Annotated in this window: 18 protein-coding genes and 1 tRNA gene; 14 read left to right on the plus strand and 5 right to left on the minus strand. The window is 64.2% G+C overall.

The genetic code is table 11. The features are described 5' to 3' along the window. The first annotated feature begins 8 nt into the window (after positions 1 to 8). Both OKW52_RS02445 and OKW52_RS02450 read left to right on the plus strand, forming a co-directional pair. Positions 9 to 1,175 (plus strand): ABC transporter substrate-binding protein, encoded by a 1,167-nt coding sequence (locus tag OKW52_RS02445; protein WP_264504304.1) that lies wholly within the window; start codon positions 9 to 11, stop codon positions 1,173 to 1,175. A 397-nt stretch (positions 1,176 to 1,572) separates the two neighbouring features. Beyond that, positions 1,573 to 1,869 carry a WYL domain-containing protein gene (locus OKW52_RS02450; protein WP_264504305.1) on the plus strand — a complete coding sequence of 99 codons (297 nt, stop codon included), beginning with the start codon at positions 1,573 to 1,575 and terminating at the stop codon, positions 1,867 to 1,869. 70 nt (positions 1,870 to 1,939) lie between these two features. Here the strand turns inward: OKW52_RS02450 and gltB are convergent, their stop codons facing one another. The 3 genes from gltB to OKW52_RS02465 are packed head-to-tail and all read right to left on the minus strand — an operon-like array spanning position 1,940 to position 8,369. Then, complete coding sequence (gltB, locus tag OKW52_RS02455; protein ID WP_264504306.1) at positions 1,940 to 6,478, minus strand: glutamate synthase large subunit; 4,539 nt, start codon at positions 6,476 to 6,478, stop codon at positions 1,940 to 1,942. After that, positions 6,475 to 6,936 carry a GFA family protein gene (locus OKW52_RS02460; RefSeq protein WP_264504307.1) on the minus strand — a complete coding sequence of 154 codons (462 nt, stop codon included), beginning with the start codon at positions 6,934 to 6,936 and terminating at the stop codon, positions 6,475 to 6,477. Before OKW52_RS02460 ends, gltB begins: the two co-directional genes overlap by 4 nt. Continuing rightward, complete coding sequence (locus tag OKW52_RS02465; RefSeq protein WP_264504308.1) at positions 6,933 to 8,369, minus strand: NAD(P)-dependent oxidoreductase; 1,437 nt, start codon at positions 8,367 to 8,369, stop codon at positions 6,933 to 6,935. The genes OKW52_RS02460 and OKW52_RS02465 overlap by 4 nt, the downstream gene beginning before the upstream one ends. A gap of 214 nt (positions 8,370 to 8,583) precedes the next feature. Here OKW52_RS02465 and OKW52_RS02470 point away from each other — a divergent pair, with 214 nt between their 5' ends. Then, the gene (locus OKW52_RS02470) at positions 8,584 to 9,387 is read left to right on the plus strand and encodes an undecaprenyl-diphosphate phosphatase (RefSeq protein ID WP_264504309.1); all 804 of its coding nucleotides are present in this window, start codon (positions 8,584 to 8,586) and stop codon (positions 9,385 to 9,387) included. A gap of 3 nt (positions 9,388 to 9,390) precedes the next feature. Here the strand turns inward: OKW52_RS02470 and OKW52_RS02475 are convergent, their stop codons facing one another. Continuing rightward, positions 9,391 to 10,380: a complex I NDUFA9 subunit family protein gene (locus tag OKW52_RS02475; RefSeq protein WP_264504310.1), complete on the minus strand. Its 990-nt coding sequence runs from the start codon at positions 10,378 to 10,380 to the stop codon at positions 9,391 to 9,393. Positions 10,381 to 10,573: 193 nt separating this feature from the next. Here OKW52_RS02475 and OKW52_RS02480 point away from each other — a divergent pair. Both OKW52_RS02480 and OKW52_RS02485 read left to right on the plus strand, forming a co-directional pair. Continuing rightward, positions 10,574 to 10,660: transfer RNA gene (locus tag OKW52_RS02480), tRNA-Leu, on the plus strand. Positions 10,661 to 10,851: 191 nt separating this feature from the next. Then, positions 10,852 to 11,973: an FAD-dependent monooxygenase gene (locus OKW52_RS02485; RefSeq protein WP_264504311.1), complete on the plus strand. Its 1,122-nt coding sequence runs from the start codon at positions 10,852 to 10,854 to the stop codon at positions 11,971 to 11,973. Here the strand turns inward: OKW52_RS02485 and OKW52_RS02490 are convergent. After that, entirely contained in the window at positions 11,970 to 12,770 is an 801-nt protein-coding gene (locus OKW52_RS02490; RefSeq protein WP_264504312.1) for an IclR family transcriptional regulator, read from the minus strand. The two genes, OKW52_RS02485 and OKW52_RS02490, sit on opposite strands and share 4 nt — an antisense overlap. A gap of 217 nt (positions 12,771 to 12,987) precedes the next feature. Here OKW52_RS02490 and OKW52_RS02495 point away from each other — a divergent pair, with 217 nt between their 5' ends. From OKW52_RS02495 to OKW52_RS02535, 9 genes are all read left to right on the plus strand, one after another. Next, a complete protein-coding gene (locus OKW52_RS02495) occupies positions 12,988 to 13,290 on the plus strand; it encodes a recombinase-like helix-turn-helix domain-containing protein (protein ID WP_264504313.1) in 303 nt (100 codons plus the stop codon). Further along, a complete protein-coding gene (locus tag OKW52_RS02500) occupies positions 13,280 to 14,050 on the plus strand; it encodes an ABC transporter ATP-binding protein (protein ID WP_127106216.1) in 771 nt (256 codons plus the stop codon). Before OKW52_RS02495 ends, OKW52_RS02500 begins: the two co-directional genes overlap by 11 nt. A gap of 38 nt (positions 14,051 to 14,088) precedes the next feature. After that, positions 14,089 to 15,066, plus strand: a complete 978-nt coding sequence (locus OKW52_RS02505) for an ABC transporter substrate-binding protein (protein WP_264504314.1) — start codon at positions 14,089 to 14,091, stop codon at positions 15,064 to 15,066. A 99-nt stretch (positions 15,067 to 15,165) separates the two neighbouring features. Continuing rightward, complete coding sequence (locus OKW52_RS02510; protein ID WP_264504315.1) at positions 15,166 to 15,933, plus strand: ABC transporter permease; 768 nt, start codon at positions 15,166 to 15,168, stop codon at positions 15,931 to 15,933. 51 nt (positions 15,934 to 15,984) lie between these two features. Next, positions 15,985 to 16,554 (plus strand): cupin domain-containing protein, encoded by a 570-nt coding sequence (locus tag OKW52_RS02515; RefSeq protein WP_319800444.1) that lies wholly within the window; start codon positions 15,985 to 15,987, stop codon positions 16,552 to 16,554. A gap of 64 nt (positions 16,555 to 16,618) precedes the next feature. Next, complete coding sequence (locus OKW52_RS02520) at positions 16,619 to 17,665, plus strand: Rieske 2Fe-2S domain-containing protein (RefSeq protein ID WP_264504316.1); 1,047 nt, start codon at positions 16,619 to 16,621, stop codon at positions 17,663 to 17,665. Further along, entirely contained in the window at positions 17,662 to 18,402 is a 741-nt protein-coding gene (locus OKW52_RS02525; RefSeq protein WP_264504317.1) for an SDR family oxidoreductase, read from the plus strand. Before OKW52_RS02520 ends, OKW52_RS02525 begins: the two co-directional genes overlap by 4 nt. After that, positions 18,399 to 19,208, plus strand: coding sequence for an alpha/beta fold hydrolase (locus OKW52_RS02530; RefSeq protein ID WP_264504318.1), 810 nt, complete (start codon positions 18,399 to 18,401; stop codon positions 19,206 to 19,208). The genes OKW52_RS02525 and OKW52_RS02530 overlap by 4 nt, the downstream gene beginning before the upstream one ends. Beyond that, entirely contained in the window at positions 19,205 to 20,119 is a 915-nt protein-coding gene (locus OKW52_RS02535; protein WP_264504319.1) for a VOC family protein, read from the plus strand. Before OKW52_RS02530 ends, OKW52_RS02535 begins: the two co-directional genes overlap by 4 nt. Position 20,120: the final 1 nt, after the last annotated feature.

Here is a 20,120-nt window from a genome sequence, read left to right on the forward strand (position 1 = left end):
GAACGATAATGAAACAGACACTCACCCTTTTTGCCGCCGCACTGGCGGCCACGGTCGCATCGGGCGCCGTCGCGCAGACCCGTGGCGTGACTGACAGCGAAGTTCTGATTGGCGGCGTGCATGACCTGTCGGGCGTGTTCGCGGCCGTCTCGACCCCGGCGGTCAACGGCGCCAACATGTATTTCGACGAGATCAACGCCGCCGGTGGCGTGCATGGTCGTCAGATCCGCTATCTGGTCGAGGATCACGGCTATCAACTGCCCCGCGCCACGCAGGGGTACAACAAGCTGATCGAGCGCGACGGCATCTTTGCGATGCTGCTCAACCTCGGCACGCCGCACAACCTTGCGCATTACCCGCTGATGGAACGCCGCGGTGTGCCCAACATCGCGCCGCTGACTGCCGCGCGCGCCGTTCTTCCCGAGCCGCCGCTGATGAACTTCACCTCGTTCTCCAGCTACTACGACCAGATTGCGGCGGGTATCGAGTATCTGCACGAGACCACCGGCGCGACCAATGTCTGCTCGATGTACCTGCCGACCGACTTCGGCGAGGAAATCGCGCTGGCTTCGCATGAAACGGCCGAACGTCTGGGTCTGACCTTTGTCGACGAGACGTCGCATCGCCCTGACGAGCAGGACTTCGTCGGTGCCGTCAGCCGTCTGCGCGCTGCGGGCTGCGAGATCATCACCCAGGCACTGGGCGTCCGCGCCGGGATCACCGTTGTCGGCACCGCCAAGCAACTGGGCTGGACCGATGTTCACTTCCTGACCTCGTCGGCGGGCTTTCTTGAGCCGGTGGCGATGGTGCCGGGTGGCGTGACCGACGGGCTCTATGCCTCGTCCGGCTGGCAGGATCTGCGCGCCCGCGCAACTGAAGAAGAGCCCGCCGCCTTCATCGCGGCCTATGAAGAGCGCTACAGCCAGCCCGCTTCGGGCTTTGCCATGCTGGGCTATACCGCTGCGCGTCAGGTCGTGATGGCGCTGGAAGCCGCCGGTCAGGATCTGACCACCGAGGGCTTCGTCGCCGCCATGGAAGCGCTGGACTATGACGACAACCTGCTGGGCACGCACATCAACTTTGGCGCGGACCATCAGGGGGCGAACGACATCTTCATCAGCCAGGTCGGGGGCGGTCTGTGGAACACCATGACCAGCATCCCGGGCGACATGTAAGAAAACCGCTCTGAGCAAAGCAAAAGGGGCCGCGGTTGCGGCCCCTTTTCAGAATTGGAAAACGCTGCAACGTTCTTGTACCGCATTGACCGCATTGTTTGCGCAATGCGGAGAAATACAAATCAGGCTATAGTGACGAACCGAAACCGCTAGATGTGGCGGATGACCCCCATATCAAGGGATCGTCAATGCTTGACTCATCTGAATTTCGATTCGATGCTTACATGGACGTATCGAAGCAGATGCGCCGCCAAGGCTGGTACCCAAGGCGGCGCTAACGTTTCGGTATCCGCAACCCTTTGGTCGGGCCGCAGCGGATAGCCTTCCACACCTGAATCGTACGATTCAGAAACATGGCAAGTCAAGCGGTCCTTCGCATCCTGCGATGGAGTTTCGCATGTTTGAATTGCTAAAGCGCGCAATCGAAGAGCGCATATGTCTTGAGATTTACTATCCGCCCGGATACCGGACAGTTGAACCTCACGCCTTGGGCTACGGGTCTGACGGCCAAATACTGGCTCGTGTATACCAAACGAGCGGATCAAGCGCATCAGGTGAACCAACGCATTGGAAGCTGTTGCGTTTTGACCGAATGTCGAATGCGAGTGACACTGGAATTCAGTTCTCCGAACCGCGCATCGGCTACAAGCGCGGCGACAAGGCAATGAGCGGTGGAATCATCGCAGAACTGTGAGATTCTTCGAGATACTGAAAAATGAGTTCGCCGGAAGGCGTGAGGGGGCTTATTCGGCCCCCTCACTTTGTTACTCGGCAGGCATCGCGGCCTGTTCCAGAACCAGCGGTTCGGGCAGGTGGATCAGCATCTCTTTCGGGCAGATCTGCACGAAGTTACCCTTCTCCAGATCCCAGCGACGCAGGATTTCGTCAGCCAGAGCGCTTTCGGTCTCGTCCAGATGTTCCTGGATCAGCGCCTTCAGCTGGCTTTCCCAATGCGGCACGGTGACCGGGCAGGTCACCAGCGTCTCGGTGTTGATCAGACCGCTTGCCAGCCCCTCAGGGTCATAGATATAGGCCATGCCCCCGGTCATCCCGGCGCCAAAGTTGGCCCCGATCGACCCCAGGATCACCGCGACCCCGCCGGTCATGTACTCGCACCCGTTCGAGCCGCAGCCCTCGACAACCACCTTGGCACCCGAGTTGCGCACCGCGAAACGCTCGCCCGCACGGCCAGCCGCGAACAGCGCGCCATCGGTGGCCCCGTAGAGCACCGTGTTGCCGATGATCGTGTTCTCGGACGCTTTGAGCGGCGAGGACATGCGCGGACGCACCACGATCAGGCCGCCCGACAGACCCTTGCCAACATAGTCATTGGCATCGCCGAACACCTCGATCTTGAGGCCCCGCACCGCGAAAGCCCCCAGCGACTGCCCGGCGCTGCCGGCCAGTTTGACCGTCAGGTGGTCGCGCTGCAGCGTGTTGCGCATGCCGAAGTTCTTGACGATGTGGCTGGACGCCCGCGTGCCCACCGTACGGTGCGTGTTGCGCACCGCGTAGCTGAGCTGCATTTTCTCGCCCTCGTCAAAGAAACGGGCGGCGTCGCGGATGATTTCGCTGTCCAGCGTATCGGGCACGGCGTTGCGCGGCTTGTCGCGGTCGTAGCGGATGTTGCGCGAGCCATCGACGGTGATCAGCATCGGGTTCAGGTCCAGATCGTCCAGATGCGCCGACCCCCGGCTGACCTGCGCCAGCAGATCGGCCCGGCCGATGATCTCGTCGATCGAGCGCGCGCCAAGGCTGGCAAGGATCTCACGCACTTCCTGCGCGTAGAAGGTGATCAGGTTCACCACCTTCTCGGCATTGCCGGTGAACTTCTTGCGCAGCTCGGGGTTCTGGGTGCAGACCCCGACCGGACAGGTGTTCGACTGGCACTGACGCACCATGATGCAGCCCATCGCGATCAGCGCGGCGGTGCCGATGCCGAATTCCTCGGCCCCCAGCATCGCGGCCATGACGATGTCACGACCGGTCCGCAGACCGCCATCGGTGCGCAGCGTCACCCGGTCGCGCAGGTTGTTCATCGCCAGAACCTGATGCGCCTCGGTCAGGCCCATCTCCCACGGCAGACCGGCGTATTTGATCGAGGTGCCGGGCGATGCCCCGGTGCCGCCATTGTGCCCCGAGATCAGGATCACGTCGGCCTTGGCCTTGGCCACACCCGCCGCAATCGTGCCCACGCCGGACGACGACACCAGCTTGACCGTGACCTTGGCGCGCGGGTTGATCTGCTTGAGATCGTAGATCAGCTGCGCAAGGTCTTCGATCGAGTAGATGTCATGGTGCGGCGGCGGCGAGATCAGCGTCACGCCGGGGGTCGAGTGACGCAGACGCGCGATCAGCGCCGTCACTTTCATGCCGGGCAACTGGCCACCCTCGCCAGGCTTGGCACCCTGCGCGACCTTGATCTCCAGCTCTTCGCAATGGTTCAGGTATTCGGCGGTGACGCCAAAACGACCCGAGGCCACCTGCTTGATCTTGGCCGAGGGGTTGTCGCCGTTCGCCTCGGGCACAAAGTGCGCCGGATCCTCGCCACCCTCGCCGCTGTCGGATTTTGCCCCGATGCGGTTCATGGCGACGTTCAGCGTCTTGTGCGCCTCAGGGCTCAGCGCCCCCAGCGACATGCCCGGCGTCACGAACCGCTTGCGGATCGAGGTGATGCTTTCCACCTCTTCAATCGGCAAGGCACGGCCCAGCGGCTTGAAGTCCAGCAGGTCGCGCAGATGGATCGGCGGGTTGGCTTGCAGGGCCGCCGAGTATTTTCGCCACAGGTCATAGCTGGCACGGTCGCAGGCCGATTGCAGCAGGTGCATCGTCTGCGCTTCCCAGGCGTGTTTCTCGCCCGAGCGCCGCGCCTTGAAGAACCCGCCCACCGGCAGCGGCCCCACGGGCGCGCGCCAGCCTTTGGCGTGAACCTGCTCGACCTTGTACTGGATACCGTGCAGGCCGATGCCCGAGATACGGCTTTGCATGCCGGGGAAATACTCGGCCACCAAGGCACGCGACAGGCCCACGGATTCAAAGTTCAGCCCGCCACGATAGGACGAGATCACCGAGATCCCCATCTTGGACATGATCTTGAGCAGACCGGCGTCGATGGCGTCACGGTAGCGGCGCGTTGCGTCGGTCAGGCTGCCGTCCAGCAGGCCCCGCTCGATCCGGTCGGCAATGGTGTCTTGCGCCAGATAGGCGTTGACGGTGGTTGCACCACAGCCGATCAGCACCGCGAAGTAATGCGGGTCGATGCATTCGGCCGACCGCACGTTGATCGACGTGAAGGTCCGCAGACCCTTGCGCGTCAGCCACGAATGCACCGCGCTGGTCGCCAGGATCATCGGCATCGCCACGCGGTCTTCGCGCTGGTTCTCGTCGGTCAGCACCAGATGCGCAGCGCCCGAACGCACGGCATCCTCGGCCTCGGCGCGGATACGTTCCAGCCCCTGACGCAGCGCGTCTTCGCCGGCACCCTCATCAAAGGTGCAGTCGATCATCGCCACGCCGTCGCCGAACTGGCGCACCATGACCTTGAATTCCTCGTTCGCGATGAACGGGGATTCCAGCATCAGGATCTCGGTCTGCGCGCTGGATTCGTCCAGCACGTTCTTGAGGTTCCCGAAGCGGGTTTTAAGGCTCATCACCCGGCTTTCGCGCAGGCTGTCGATGGGCGGGTTGGTGACCTGGCTGAAGTTCTGGCGGAAGAAATGGCTGAGCGGGCGGTAGATCTTGCTCAGCACCGCCGACGGCGTGTCATCACCCATCGAGGCGATCATTTCCTTGCCGTCCTCAGCCATCGGCGTGAGAACCTGCTCGACCTCTTCCATCGAATAGCCCGCCGCGATCTGGCGGCGGCGCAGGGCCTCGCCATCAAACATCGGCAGTTCGGGCACGTCGCGCAGCAGGCTGTTCAGGTCGATGATCTTGTCGATCCACTCGCCGAACGGCTGGCTGGCGGCCAGACGATCCTTGAGCGCCACGTCGCGGTACAGCTTGCCCTCTTTCATGTCGACGGCGATCATCTGCCCCGGCCCGAGCGCACCTTTTTCGCGCACGCTCAGCTCATCGACCGGGACCATACCGGCCTCAGACCCGGCAATCAGCATGCCGTCGCCGGTGACGACATAGCGCATCGGACGCAGGCCGTTGCGGTCCAGACCACCGCAGACCCAGCGGCCATCGGTCATTGCCAGCGCGGCAGGGCCGTCCCACGGCTCCATGACCGAGTTGCAATAGGCGTACATGTCCTGCCAGGCTTTGGGCAGCTCGACCGTGGTCTTGGACCAGGCCTCGGGCACCAGCATGGTCTTGGCCATCGGCGCGGAACGCCCGCCGCGCACCAGAACCTCGAACACGGCATCCAGCGCGCCCGAGTCCGAAGACCCGGCGGGGATGATCGGCTTGATATCCTCGGCCATGTCGCCAAACGCGGACGAGGCCATACGGATCTCATGGCTGCGCATCCAGTTGACGTTGCCCTTCAGCGTGTTGATCTCGCCGTTATGGGCCAGCATGCGAAACGGCTGCGCCAACCACCATTGCGGGAAGGTGTTGGTGGAATAGCGCTGGTGATAGATCGCAAAGGACGAGATGAACTGCTCGTCCATCAGATCGGGATAGAAGGTCGCGACCTGCTCGGCCAGCATCATGCCTTTGTAGATCAGCGACCGGCACGACAGCGAGCACAGGTACAGACCCTGGATGTGCGCAGCAGCAGCGGCTTTCTCGATCCGGCGGCGAATGACATAGAGCTCACGCTCGAACGTTTCTTCATCCGAACCTTTGGTGTTCTTGATGATGATCTGCTCGATCTCGGGCCGGGTCGCGTTGGCTTTCTCGCCCAGCACGGTGGTGTCCACCGGCACGTGACGCCAGCCATAGATGTAATGGCCCATGCGCAGCACTTCGGTTTCCACGATCGTGCGGCAGCGCTCTTGCGCGCCGAAATCGGTGCGCGGCAGGAAGACCTGACCAACGGCGATCAGCGCGTTCATGTCGGGTTCGTGCCCGGTGCGGCGGATCTGGTCGTAGAAGAACGGCACCGGGATCTGCACATGGATGCCCGCGCCGTCGCCGGTCTTGCCGTCAGCGTCGACAGCGCCCCGGTGCCAGATCGCCTTCAGCGCGTTGATGCCGTTGACCACGACTTGCCGCGACGGCTGGCCGTTGATCGCCACGACGAGGCCGACACCGCAAGAGGCGTGCTCGTCTTCGGCCTTGTACAGGCCGTTCTGATCCATCCAGGCGCGCTTGGCTTCCTCGGCGGCAACCCACTTCTCATCAAACTTGGTCATGCTAGGTCTTCCTCTTCCGAGATCCCGAATTTTGCCAGCGTTTCCTTGCGCGTATGGCGCGAATGGTCGCCTGTGTAGGCAAAGCTGTCGGGCTTGTGGTCGATGTAGATTTCGTTGGAAAGCGTCAGTCCGTTCGCGTCATCAAAGAGGCCGATCGGCATCTCCAGATTCTCGGCGTGCGGGCCGTCTGCTGTCACGTGATAGAACAGCGCCGAGCCGCATGTTCGGCAATGCGCCCGCTCCGCCCAGTCCGAGCTTTGGAAGCGCGCGATCTGTGCGTCACCCTCCCACTGCACGTTCCGGCTGGGCACCGTGATGCCCAGCAGCGCAGAGCCCGTCCAGCGGCGGCACATCTCGCAATGGCAGGCGCCGAAGGCCAGCGTGGTCAGATCCGCCGTGAAGCGAACGCTTCCGCACAGGCACCCGCCCGTGCGAGAGCCGACCGCAGCCGCGCTCATTCAGCCGCCACCGCCGCAGATTGGGCCAGCTCTGTCAGGATCGCGGCCGCTGCCTCGTTCCCGTCGCGGATCGCCCAGACAACCAGCGAGGCCCCGCGCACGATGTCGCCGACGGCATAGACGCCGGGCAGGCTGGTCGCGTGGGTGGTGTGATCGCAACGGATCGTGCCCCAGCGGGTCACGGTCAGTTCGGGCACGCCCCACAGGGTCGGCAGCGCTTCGGGCTCGAAACCCAGCGCCTTGATCACCAGATCCGCGCCTTCGACATAATCCGCGCCCTCGATCAGTTCGGGCGAGCGGCGGCCCGAGGCATCCGGCGTGCCAAGGCGCATCTTCTGTACCACGACGCCGGTGACTTCGGTTTCACCCTCGAACCCGGCCGGAGCAGTCAGCCAGACGAACTCGACGCCTTCTTCCTCGGCGTTCTGCACTTCGCGCTGCGAGCCGGGCATGTTGTCGCGGTCACGCCGGTACAGCAGCTTGACCGATGTAGCGCCTTGCCGGATCGCTGTGCGCACGCAATCCATCGCGGTATCGCCGCCGCCGATGACGACGACGCGCTTGCCCTCGGCGTTCAGCGCGCCCGAGTCATACTCTTCAACGTCATCGCCAAAGCTTTTGCGGTTCGAGGCGGTCAGATAGTCCAGCGCCTTGACAATGCCGGGCAGCTCTGCGCCCCGCCCGTCCAGATCGCGCGACTTGTAGACGCCCGTGGCGATCAGCACTGCGTCATGCTTGCCCCGGATCGCGTCAAAGCTGATGTCGTCGCCCACGGTGCAGTTCAGCACGAACTGCACGCCTGCCGCTTCCAGCTGCTCGATCCGGCGCATGGCGACGGGTTTCTCCAGCTTGAAGCCGGGAATGCCATAGGTCAGCAGCCCGCCCGCGCGGTCATACCGGTCATAGACAGTGACCTGAACGCCCGCGCGGCGCAGATTGTCCGCCGCCGCCAGACCGCCGGGGCCAGCCCCGATGATGGCGACCGACTGGTCACGCTCGACCGACGGCAGGCCCGGCTTGACCCAGCCGTTTTCCCAGGCGGTGTCGGTGATGTATTTCTCGACCGCGCCGATGGTGACGGTGCCGTGGCCCGATTGCTCGATCACGCAATTGCCTTCGCACAGACGATCCTGCGGGCAGATGCGGCCGCAGATCTCGGGGAAGGTGTTGGTGGCCTGACTCATCTCATAGGCTTCTTGCAGACGGCCCGTCGCCGTCAGCATCAGCCAGTCAGGGATATTGTTGTGCAGCGGGCAGTGCGCCTGACAATACGGTACACCGCATTGGCTGCAACGCCCGGCTTGCTCGCCAGCCTTTTCGGCGGCAAACTCGCGGTAGATCTCGGCGAAGTCTTCGCGACGTTCGCCTGCCTCCCGCTTGGTCGGCATTTCTTTGGGCTTGGTCACGAACTGAAGCATATGCTGAGTGGCCATGGCAGGGTCTCCCGGAATGTCGCGCAGGAATACTCTGAACCGCGCCGCAATAAAAGTCAGTAAGCGTTACCTATATCCACCTTTTTTCGGGGCAAGCCCGGGATGAAGGCTGTAATTCTCCATAAATAGGTCAGCATGTAATCCCTATCTTTTGACCCTTCCTCCGTGGGCAAAAGGGGATAAGGTGCGGAAAACCCCAGCCGGAACGCTCAAAATGTCGCTAATGCACATCTTTATTCTCGCGTTAATTCAAGGGATTACCGAGTTTCTTCCCATCTCTTCGTCTGCGCATTTGATCCTGTTTCCGCAGCTTACCGGCGTCGCCGATCAGGGTGTCGCCATCGACGTCTCCGTCCACGTGGGCACCCTGCTTGCCGTCATGATCTACTTTCGCAGCGATGTGATGATGGTGATTCGGGGCTTGCCAGACCTCGCGCGCGGTCGACTTGATTCGCCCGGCGCGCGGATGGCGTTCCTGTTGGCCGTCGCGACGGTGCCGGTGATCGTGCTGGGGCTGGTTCTCAAGCTGACCGGCCTTGTTGACGCGATGCGCTCGGTTGCGCTGATCGGCTGGACGATGCTGATTTTCGGTGTCGTGCTCTATGCCGCCGACAAACTGGGCACCGAGGCCCGCCGCGCCGAGGGCTGGACCCTGCGCGACGCCATCATTCTGGGGCTGTGGCAGGCGATCGCGCTGATCCCCGGCACCTCGCGCTCGGGCGCAACGATCACCGGCGCGCGGTTTCTGGGGTTCGAGCGTCACGATGCGGCGCGGCTGTCGATGCTGATGTCGATCCCGACGATCATCGCCTCAGGCGCGATCACGGCGCTGGATCTGGTGGAAACCGCCAATGCGCAAGCGGCGATCGACGGCGCGATCGGCGCGGCGATCTCGTTCGTCGCCGCGCTGTTTGCACTCAAGGTGATGATGCGCTTTCTGGCTGCCGTCAGCTTCACGCCCTATGTAATCTACCGGGTCGTGCTGGGCATGGCTCTGCTGTGGGTCGCGTATTCCTGACCGTCAGCCCTGCGAGCGCAGGCCCTTCGCAGATTCCTTGATCAACTCATACTGACCAGCCGGGCGGAAGCGCCACAGGTAGGTCGGCAGGATCAGGTCCATCGGCGCCGGGTCGATCCCGAGATCGGCCAACCCCTTGGCACCCTCGGCCACCACGTTGTCGTGGCTCAGGTTGCGCAACTGGTCGACGGTCAGCACGGTATTGGTGAACAGACCCGCCGTCAGGAACTGCGCCAGCCCCAGACCGCGCGCGGTCAGACCAGCCATCCAGCGCGGCATGTTCAGGATCACGCGGTTGCGGCGGATCTCGGTCAGCATCGTCGTCATCAGCGCGCGGAAGGTGGCGACGTCAGGGCCACCCAGCTCGTACACGCCCGGCGCAGCCTGACCCATCGCAGCCTTCGCTGCAGCCTGGGCCACGTCGTCGACATAGACCGGCTGGAATTTGCTAGCGCCGCCGGCAATCGGCAGGATCGGCGAGAAGCGGGTCATCGCGGCGAAGCGGTTGAAGAACGCGTCCTCGGGCCCGAAGATGATCGAGGGGCGCAGGATCACCGCATTCGGGAAGGCTTCAAGCACAGCAGCCTCACCCTGTGCCTTGGTGCGGGCGTATTCGCTGTCGGATTGCGCGTTGGCGCCGATTGCCGACAGATGCACCAGCGCGGACACCCCCGACTCAGCCGCGACGCGGGCCACCATGCCAGCACCGTCAGCCTGAACGGCCTTGAAGCTGTTCTTCTTGCTCTGCGTCAGAAGACCGGCGCAGTTCACCACAGCGTCCGCGCCCGCCATCACGGCGCGGACCGAAGCCTCGTCGCGGATGTTGCACAAGATCGGCTCGACCTGACCCACCGTGCCATAGGTGCGGACATAGAGCCGCTCGTTCGGGCGCCGCGTCGCAACGCGAACGCGCCACCCGGCCTGTGCCATGCGCCGCGCTATATAGCGCCCGACAAAGCCAGAACCGCCCAGGATCGTGACCAGTTTCGTCATTTTGACCTCCGCGCCAAGCATCGCTTTGTCTTGCTCAATACCCCTGACCCCTTGTCACGACAAGACTAAAGCAAGGTTAGCACCCGGGTCGTGCTGCAGCGCGGCGAAAGATTTTTCTCGTCGCCGCGCGATTTTTCATCGGGGGCCGTTGACAGTGGATTGGGCTACGGATAATCCACCGCTCACGCAACCGGCCCAGGTGGCGGAATTGGTAGACGCGCTAGCTTCAGGTGCTAGTTTCCGTAAGGAAGTGGAGGTTCGAGTCCTCTCCTGGGCACCATTGCTTCAAGTAAAAGCCGCGTAGCTCGAATGAGTTACGCGGCTTTTCTCTTTTCTGATCCCCCCATACTCAAAACCTCGGCTTTCCGGCATCCCGCGCGGGTCCCGGCGCATTTTTGTTGACGTGCCGCCAGCTCGACTGTCAATATATGAATAACATGATCATATATGAACAAATCTCGCGGGGAATCCATGCTTAAGATTGCAGTGTGCGGCGGCGGTGTCGGCGGTCTGTGTGCCAGCATTGCGCTGCACAAAATGGGCCATCAGGTCACGGTGTTTGAACAAGCACAGCAGTTCGCCCGCGTCGGCGCCGACATCAACCTGACCCCGAACGCCGTGCACGCGCTGGACCGGCTGGGCGCCAGCGAGGAGCTGCGGGTGAACGCCGCCCGCCCGACGCATCGCATCAGCCGGATCTGGGACACGGGCGCAGAAACGTCGCGCATGCCCCTGAGCGAAGCCGCCGAGACCCGCTATGGTGGGCCGTCGCTGACCGTGCACCGCGCCGATCTGCTGAAGGCGCTTGAGGTGTTGCTGCCTGAAGGCGCGCTGCGGTTCGGGGCCAAGGTTGCCGAGGTCGGGCAGGACGCCGACGGCGCGTGGCTGGTGCTGGCTGACGGCACCACGCACCGCGCGGATGTGGTGATCGGGGCCGATGGCATCCATTCCCCCGTGCGCACCGCCGTCTTTGGCGCTGATTCGCCGCAGTTCACCGGGCTGGTGTCATGGCGCGCGGTTTTCCCGCGCGAACGTGGCGGTGATCTGCCGAACCTCGATGCGTTCACCAAATGGTGGGGGCCGACCAGCGACCTGCAGATCGTCACCTTCCCGCTGACCCGCGGTGAAGAGATCTTTGTCTTTGCCACCCACCGTCAGGACGACTGGGCGGAAGAGGGCTGGACCCTGCCCGGCGACATCGACGAACTGCGCGCCCATTACGCCGATTTCCACCCCGAGGCCCGCGCGCTGCTGGCGGCCTGCGACAGCGCCACGCGCTCGGCCCTGCATGTGCGCGAACCGATGGCGCACTGGTCGCAGGGCCACATCACCCTGCTGGGCGACGCGGCGCACCCGATGGTGCCGTTCATGGCGCAAGGGGCCTGCATGGCGATCGAGGATGCGGTGGTGCTGGCGCGCGCGCTGGACGGCGTCGATGCGGCCGGTGTGCCCGCCGCACTGACCCGGTATGAAGAGGCGCGCATCCCGCGCACCTCGGAAATCCAGCGCTCGTCTCTGGCGAATGAGTGGCTCAAGACTCAGGGCAATGCCGACTGGGTCTATGGCTATCAGGCGTGGACCGCCCCGCTTTAAGGCTGTTCGGTGAACCCCAGCGCCGCCGAGATTTCGGCGGCGGCTGCCTTGACCGCCTCTTCGATGCGCAGGGCCAGTGGCGTGTCGGGGGTGAACTGCGTCTCTGGCCCCGTCACGTTGATCGACGCCACGGTACGCCCCTGATGATCGAACACCGGCGCGGCGCAGGATCCGATCCCGCGCTCGAAATTGCCCGAACTCCACGCCACCCCACGCGCCCGGTCGGCAGTAATCTGGGCGGTCAACGCTTCCAGCGAGCTTGCGGTCTTTTCGGTGAAGGTTTTCAGCGCGTCACCGACATAGAGCCGCTCGATATCGCCCTCGGGCAGCCAGCCCAGCAGCACGCGGCCGATGGTGGTGGCATGCGCAGGCAGGCGCGAGCCTTCACGGACATTGCTGATCAGGTGCGAGTTGGGTGTTTCGCGCAGCAGGTAGATCACCTCGGTCCCGTCCAGAATGCCCAGATGCGAGGACAGCTCGAGCTGTGCCACCAGCCGCGACATCACCGGACGCGCCACCTTGAGCACGTCGCGCGATTTGAGCGCATCGGCGGCCAGCGCGATCATGCCGGGGCCCAGTTGCCAGCTCAGCCCGTCATCCATCGACTCGATCATCCGTTCGGCTTCGAGCGTGTGCAAAAGGCGGATCAGCGTCGTGCGGTTGATGCCCAGTGCGCGCGAGGTGGCGCTGGCATTGTTGCACCGGCCCCCCGCCGCGATATGGCGCAGCAACGTAAAGGCCCTGTGAACCGGCGGCACAGAATAGTTGGTGCCGTCGCCGTCGTTCTCTTCCGTCACGTCATGCCCCCCAAAGCTGCCTGCTCAATAGCGGTGCCTTCGGTCTGCCGCAATTCTCGCCCCGCTGCTCAGGAACCGCGCACTGCGTGTTCCGCCAGTGGCTGCACGAAAATTCTGCTTGACCGAATCCCTCGTTGCTCCAATAATGAACAGCATGTTATAATATGAACAGTTGTGCAAGCCTGATCTGCTCGACACGCACCAAAGGAGCCACCCCATGGACGCCTTCAAAGACCGCCTCTCGCAGCGTGCCCGCGATACGAGCCGTCCGGCGCTGGCCCACCAATCGCTGGGCCGCCCGCTGACCGATGCCGAGACCGCACTGTCGCAGGCGCTGATGGCGATCATGGGCGAGCGGGTGCATGACTTCGCCGAGGTCGCCAAGGAACTGGCCGCCCGTGGCGTGACCGCGCCGATCTCGGGGCGCACCGATTGGGATCTGGCGCTGCTGACAGACGAGCTGACGGCACTGAACAAGGATCTCGACACCGCCTACGCGGAGGCCGGTTATGGCGCTTGAGTTCAAAGGCGTCTCGAAAAGCTTCAACCTGGACACGGGTCAGGAGCTGACGGCGGTTCGCGACATCAATTTCAAGGTCGAAAAGGGCGAGTTCGTCTCGGTCGTCGGCCCTTCGGGCTGCGGCAAATCGACGATCCTGAGCATGACGGCAGGGCTGTACCAGCCGACCACCGGCGAGGTCCGGGTTTCAGGCGAACTGGTCACCAAGCCGAACCCGCATGTCGGCTTCATGCTGCAAAAAGACCTGCTGCTGCCGTGGCGCACGATCATCAAGAACGTCGAATTCGGGCTGGAATCGCGCGGCGTTCCCCGCGCCCAGCGCCGCGAACGCGCCATGGCGGAACTGGAGCGCTGCCATCTGGCGGGCTTCGAGAACCACTACCCCTATCAGCTGTCCGGTGGCATGCGCCAACGCGCGGCCCTGGCCCGCACGCTGGCGATTGATCCCGACATCATCCTGCTGGACGAGCCGTTCTCGGCACTGGATGCACAGACCAAGCTGCTGATCCAGAACTCGTTCGCCGAGACGATCATGGAAGCGGGCATCACCACGCTGCTGATCACCCATGATCTGAGCGAAGCGGTGATCATGTCGGACCGCGTTCTGGTGCTGTCCGAGCGCCCCGGCACGGTGATGTGCGAAATGCCCATCGACCTGCCCGACCGCGCGCATCCGCTCAAGCGCCGTCAGCTGCCCGAAGTCCACCAGCACGCCGCCGAAATCTTCACCTTGCTGCGCCTCGACCAGCGCGCGGCCTGATCCACGACGACCATAATAAAACCAACGGGAGTATCTCTATGAAGACGCGCATTCTGGGCCTTGCCGCCGCTGCCGGCCTTGCCTTTTCCAGCCTCTCGGCCATGGCGCAAACGCCGCTGACCTATCTGTTCCCGGCCCCTGACTTCCTGCCCGCCTTCGCCCCGTTCCAGCTGGCATTGGGCAAAGGGTATTACGCCGAAGCCGGTCTGGACGTGACCTTCCGCATCGGTCAGGGCGGCGCTGACGTGGCGACGCAGGTTGCTGTCGGCAACGCCCAGCTGGGCGGCGGCATGGGCGATACCGCGCTGATCGTGCGCGCCAACGGGCTGGAAGTCCGCGGCGTGGCGCTGCTGGGTGGTCAGGGCATCACCCAGATCGCATGGCGCAATGACCGCGACATCAACGGGATCGCCGATCTGGAAGGCCGCTCGATTGGCGTCATCGGCTTTCAGGACACCACCTTCTACAACCTGCTGGCTGTGCTCGCCTCGGAAGAGATCGGCCGTTCGGACGTCGATATTCAGGCGCTTGGACCGGGCGGCATCATCCAGAACATGATCGGCGGCTCGATTGACGCGATGTCGGGCGTGCCCGAATGGATCGTCGCTGTTGAAGACGCAGGCGTGCCGCTGACCGTGACCCCCGCGCGCGATTACTTCGCCTCGCAGGCACAGGCGATCATTGCCTCGGACGCCTATATCGCTGAAAACCCCGAAGCCGTGCGCGGGTTCGTTCAGGCGACGCTGCGCGCCATCGACGACATCATCGCTGACCCGGCACAGGCCGCGCAGGACTATGTCGGCTTCCTGCCGCGCCACGCTGAAAACGTCGCCCAGATCGAGCGGATCATGCGGATGTATGTCTCCAACGTCTATGCGCAGGATGGCGACCGTCCGATCGGTGCGTTTGACCCCGCACAGCTGCAAACCGCCGAAGACTTCTATGTCGCCAACGAACTGGTGAACGACGTCGTGCCGGTTGAAGACGCCTACACCAACGACTTCGTCACCGAATAACCGCCGCCTGACACTCTCAACCCTTCCGGTCGCTGCACCGTCACCCCTTTGGGGCGGCGACCGGAGCCTTCTTGCCCAGCCACAAGGACCAGACCTCTCATGAGCCTTGCCAAAAGCCATACCTTAGCCGGGATCGTGATTCTGGGCGTTGTCCTGCTGATCTGGCAATTCCTGCCGCCCGCGATGGATGTGCCCAAATTCATCATCCCCACGCCGATGGACATGCTCAAGGAACTGGGCCGGATGTACCGGCGCGAGGATCTGATCACCAACACCCTGTCCACCGCGCTGTATACCACGCTGGGCTTTGCCATCGGCTCGGCGCTGGGGGCCATCATCGGCTACCTGCTGGGCATGTCCGAATTCTGGGAGCGCGTGCTCTCGCCCTATATCCTGGCACTGCAGATCGCGCCGAAAGTCGCCTTCGCCCCGCTGTTCATCATGTGGTTCGGCTATAACGCCACGCCCAAGCTGCTGGTCACCGTGCTGATCGTCTTCTTCCCGGTGCTGGTGAACGTGCTGGCCGCGATGAAGACCGTCGACCGCGACATGGTGAACCTTGCCCGCGCCTATTCGCTCAGCCGCTGGGAGATTTTCCTGAAGGTCGAATTCCCCTCGACCCTGCCCAACCTGATGGCCGGTCTGCGCATCGCCTCGACGCTGGCCGTGATCGGCGTGACCGTGGGCGAGCTGGTCGGCGGCAACACCGGACTTGGGTTCCTGATCAGCTACGGCGGCGGGCAGGCGAATGCCGCGATGGTGTTCAATGCCATCGTGCTGCTGACGCTCATCGGCATCGTGCTCTATTCGGTGCTCGCCTGGGCTGAGAAGCGCCTGCTCCATTACATCCCGAAAAAAGAACACTGACCCGCGGCCAGCCACAACGCCCGCCGCATTCCCCAACCGCAGGAGACCTCCATGAGCACCGCTCCGATGAAATTTCCCTCGATCGAACCCGATGACGTGGTCATCCCCGAGGGCAAGACGCTGGACAGCTGGATCGAAAGCCGCGTCGCGCGCTATGCGTCGCGCACGCTGGACTGGGACGCGCTGAAGTTTCAGGCCGATTTCGACCCCAAATACCGCCGCGCGCAGATGCGCTATGTCGGCACCGGCGCGACCGGCGTGTCCGATGATGAGAACGTCGTGCCGGCCGGGCATTTCACCTTCTCGACGATGGTTCTGCCCGCTGGCTGCGAAGGCCCGCTGCACATCCACCGCGACGCCGAGGAAATCTTCTTTGTCCTCAAGGGCCACTCGATCCGCCTGTTCATCGAACACAAGGGCGAGATGGTCGAAACCGTCCTGACCGAGCGTGACCTCTTGTCGGTGCCGCCGGGCGTCTACCGCGGTCTGCGCAACGAGGGTATCGAAGAGGCCCTGCTCTGCGTGATGATCGGCAACCCCAAGCCGGTGACCCCGACCTATCCGCCCGAGCACCCGGTCTCCAAGATCCCCCGGCCCAAGGGCTCCAAAGCCGCCGGCTGAACCGCCTGTAAGGTGGGGTTAAACCCCACCTTACGCCCCCGCAAGATTACCGAGGTTTGATCCCATGACCGCTCCTGCCATCGACAAGAAAGCCCTGATCGAGGATCGCGTGAACACTGGCCTGCTGGGCCAATGGTATCCCGTCGCCAAATCGGTCGAGATCAAGACGACCAAGCCCTACGGTACCAAACTGCTGGGCCAGAAGCTGGTCCTGTGGCGCAAGGCGGACGGGTCAATCGCTTGTGTCGAGGATTTCTGCCCGCACCGGGGCGCGCCGCTGTCGTATGGCGAGATCCACGAGGGCAACATCGGCTGCCGCTATCACGGCGTTGTCGTCAACGGTGACGGTGTCGTCGTCCGCGTTCCCGCCATGCCCGAATGCGCGATGGAGGGCCGCAAGGCGCTGAAGAACTTCCACGTCACCGAGCATTCGGATGCCGTTTTCGTCTACATCCCCAGCCTGACCCAGCCCGAGCCGCCTGAACTGGTGATGCCGCCGGAACTGATGGGCGGTGCCTGGACCGGGTTCCTCTGTACCAGCGTGTGGGAAACCAACTACCGCTACGCGCTCGACAACCTCGCCGACCCGATGCACGGCTGCTACCTGCATTCCGAAAGCTTCACCCTGGCCTTTGGCTCCAAGCAAGACCTGATGAAGCTCGACAAGACCGACAACGGTTTCCACGTCACCCGCGTGGGACAGGTCGGCGACAATTTCGACTGGGCGGAATTCGCCGTCTTCCCCGGCAACATGTACTGTTTCCTCGACATCCCCTACCCGCCCGCTGCTGGCCCCGGTGGCAACATGCGCATCGTCGGCTTCACCACCCCGGTGGATGAGACGACCTGCAAGGTGTTCTTCTGGCGTCTGCGCAAGGTCGAAGGGCTGGCGCGCGAGGCGTGGCGCTTCCTCTACCGCACCAAGCTGGAGGCGAACCACTGGCATGTGCTGGAACAGGATCGCGTCATGCTGGAAGGCATGCCCGACGACGCCCGCAAGCGCGAGATGCTCTACCAGCACGATCTCGGTGTGTCGCGTATCCGTCAGGTTCTGACCCGCGCGGCCAAAGAGCAGATCGAGGCTGAACTGAAGCAGGTGGCCGCAGAATGATGCTGTCCGGTCGCACCATCCTGATCACCGGCGCGGCGCGCGGTCTGGGCCGGGCGCTGGCGCAGGGCTGCGCGGCCGAGGGCGCGCGGCTGGTGCTGGCGGATATCGACGCCGAGGGCGTCGCCGCCGCTGCCGCCGAACTGGGCGCACGCGCCGTGACGGTGGATCTGGGCGATCCGGCCAGCATCTCGGCGCTGTCCGAGGATATCGCCGCGACCGAGGGCGAGTTGCACGGGCTGGTCAACAACGGCGCGGTGGCGACCAATGTCGGCGGCATGGCGTTTGAGGATATCGAGCTGGAGCTGTGGGACCGCGTGCAGCGCGTCAATGTGCGCGGCACGTGGCTGATGACCCGCGCCTGTTCGGCAATGCTGCGCGCCTCAGGGTCGGGCCGGGTGGTCAACGTGGCCTCCGACACCGCCCTGTGGGGTGCGCCGCGTCTGCTGGCCTATACGGCCTCAAAAGGCGCGGTGATGGCAATGACCCGCTCGCTGGCACGCGAGATGGGGCCGGACCGCGTGGGCGTGACCTGCATCGCGCCCGGCATCCTGACCACCGAGAGCACCGAATACGTCCCCGCCGCGCGCCATTCGCTGTATCAGGATGGCCGCGCCGTTCCCGGCCCGCAATCGGCGGCCGAAGTGACGGGCACCGTCGCCTTCCTGCTGTCCGAGGCCGCCCTGACGCTGACCGGACAAGTGATGCCGGTCAACAACGGCTACGTGTTCGTCACATGAGCGTGCGGGACCATATCACCGCCGGGATCGGCTGGCGCGAGCATCAAGGCGATGGCCCGGTGCTGGTGGCGCTGCATGGCATCGGCTCCGAAGCGCGCGCTTTTGACGGGGTGGCCGCCGCGCTGCCCGGCTGGCGCGTGATCGCCTGGGAAGCGCCGGGTTATGGTCCCTCAACCCCGCTGGCGATGGATTGGCCCGTTGCTGCCGATTACGCGACCGCGCTGGCCGGGTTTCTGGACGCTCTGTCCCTGACCCAAGTCCACCTCGTCGGCCATTCCCTCGGCACCCTGATCGGTGCCGCCTTCGCCCGCGCCCACCCGCAGCGGGTCAGCACGCTGACGCTGGCCTCCTGCGCGCAAGGTGGCGGTGCCCAACCCGGCACCCTGCCCGCCAAACAAGCTGCGCGGCTGGATGACCTCGCCGCCCTTGGCGCGCCCGAGTTCGCCCGCACCCGCGCGCCCCGGCTGATCTTTCAGCCCGACCAGAACCCCGCGCTGGTCACTGCTGTCTATGACGGCATGAGCAAGATCCAGCTGCCCGGCTATGCCCAAGCCGTGCGCATGCTCGCCAGCGGCGACCTTGCCGCCGACTGCGCCGCGCTGACCGCTCCGACCGCCGTTATCGTGGGCGCCGAAGACATCGTGACCCCGCCCGCCCAATCGCAGACCGCCCATGCCGCCTTGCCTGCCGCCCAACGGGGCGCGCTGACGCTGATCCCCGGCGCGGGCCATGCCCTGCACCAACAAGCCCCCGCCGCGCTGGCAGCCGCCCTGCGCGCGCAGGTACACCAAGGAGTGACCCCATGACCCAGGAAATCCGAGTAGGCGCGCTGCGTGGCCTCGTCATGCGCGCACCGGGCATCACCGCGACCAAGGATTTTTACGTGCAGAACTGGGGCCTTACGCTGGCCCATGAGGAACCTGGCGCGGTCTATTTCCGTGGCACCAGCGCCGAGCCGATCCTCTATGGCCTCAAGGACGGCCCGGTCTACGGCATCGAATACATCCACTTCGCCATGGCCGACCGCGCCACCACCGACGCGCTTTATGCCCAACTGGTTGCGCAGGGTGAGGCCGTCGTGGGCGAACCCGCCGAGTTCGACGATTTCGCCGGCGGCTATGGGTTCGAGGTTCTGGACCCCGACAACCGCCGCCTGCGCCTGCGCACCGATACCGTCACACTGCCGCCGCAGGATCAATGGGCCCGCCCGCGCAAGGTCAGCCATGTGGTGCTGAACACCGCCAACATGGCGGATGTGCAGGACTGGTACTGCCGCGTGCTGGGCTTCCGCGTGTCAGATTACAGCGCCGATCAGATGGTGTTCATGCGCAGCGCCACGGATCACCATTCCATCGCGCTGGTGCAGGGGCATTACCCGTCGGTCAACCACGTGGCCTTCGAGCTGCCGACGATCAATGAATTCATGCGCTCCATCGGGCGGATGAAGGAGAAAGGCCTGATGGCCACCTGGGGGCCGGGCCGCCACGGGCCGGGGGATAACCCGTTTGCCTATTACGTCTCGCCCACCGGCTTTGTGATCGAGTTCACCGCCGAGGTGCAGCAGATCGACGAGGCCACGCATGAGGCGCAGGTCTGGCCGCGCGATGTGCCCGAGAAGATGGACCAATGGATGACCGCCGGAGCCCCCACCGCCGCCCAGCGCGCGGTGATGCAGGGCCGCCCGGATCCGGGTTTCCCCGAGCTGAGGAAGAAATAAG

Origin of the sequence: Pararhodobacter zhoushanensis, from assembly GCF_025949695.1 — a bacterium.
GTDB lineage: Bacteria > Pseudomonadota > Alphaproteobacteria > Rhodobacterales > Rhodobacteraceae > Pararhodobacter > Pararhodobacter zhoushanensis_A.

Coding starts and splice junctions, on each gene's coding strand:
- OKW52_RS02485 (WP_264504311.1), top strand. CDS start 10,852: ATGCTTAAGATTGCAGTGTGCGGCGGCGGTGTCGGCGGTCTGTGTGCC.
- OKW52_RS02515 (WP_319800444.1), top strand. CDS start 15,985: ATGAGCACCGCTCCGATGAAATTTCCCTCGATCGAACCCGATGACGTG.
- OKW52_RS02475 (WP_264504310.1), bottom strand. CDS start 10,380: ATGACGAAACTGGTCACGATCCTGGGCGGTTCTGGCTTTGTCGGGCGC.
- OKW52_RS02535 (WP_264504319.1), top strand. CDS start 19,205: ATGACCCAGGAAATCCGAGTAGGCGCGCTGCGTGGCCTCGTCATGCGC.
- OKW52_RS02510 (WP_264504315.1), top strand. CDS start 15,166: ATGAGCCTTGCCAAAAGCCATACCTTAGCCGGGATCGTGATTCTGGGC.
- OKW52_RS02530 (WP_264504318.1), top strand. CDS start 18,399: ATGAGCGTGCGGGACCATATCACCGCCGGGATCGGCTGGCGCGAGCAT.
- OKW52_RS02525 (WP_264504317.1), top strand. CDS start 17,662: ATGATGCTGTCCGGTCGCACCATCCTGATCACCGGCGCGGCGCGCGGT.
- OKW52_RS02450 (WP_264504305.1), top strand. CDS start 1,573: ATGTTTGAATTGCTAAAGCGCGCAATCGAAGAGCGCATATGTCTTGAG.
- OKW52_RS02495 (WP_264504313.1), top strand. CDS start 12,988: ATGGACGCCTTCAAAGACCGCCTCTCGCAGCGTGCCCGCGATACGAGC.
- OKW52_RS02520 (WP_264504316.1), top strand. CDS start 16,619: ATGACCGCTCCTGCCATCGACAAGAAAGCCCTGATCGAGGATCGCGTG.
- OKW52_RS02470 (WP_264504309.1), top strand. CDS start 8,584: ATGTCGCTAATGCACATCTTTATTCTCGCGTTAATTCAAGGGATTACC.
- OKW52_RS02505 (WP_264504314.1), top strand. CDS start 14,089: ATGAAGACGCGCATTCTGGGCCTTGCCGCCGCTGCCGGCCTTGCCTTT.
- gltB (WP_264504306.1), bottom strand. CDS start 6,478: ATGACCAAGTTTGATGAGAAGTGGGTTGCCGCCGAGGAAGCCAAGCGC.
- OKW52_RS02500 (WP_127106216.1), top strand. CDS start 13,280: ATGGCGCTTGAGTTCAAAGGCGTCTCGAAAAGCTTCAACCTGGACACG.
- OKW52_RS02465 (WP_264504308.1), bottom strand. CDS start 8,369: ATGGCCACTCAGCATATGCTTCAGTTCGTGACCAAGCCCAAAGAAATG.
- OKW52_RS02445 (WP_264504304.1), top strand. CDS start 9: ATGAAACAGACACTCACCCTTTTTGCCGCCGCACTGGCGGCCACGGTC.
- OKW52_RS02460 (WP_264504307.1), bottom strand. CDS start 6,936: ATGAGCGCGGCTGCGGTCGGCTCTCGCACGGGCGGGTGCCTGTGCGGA.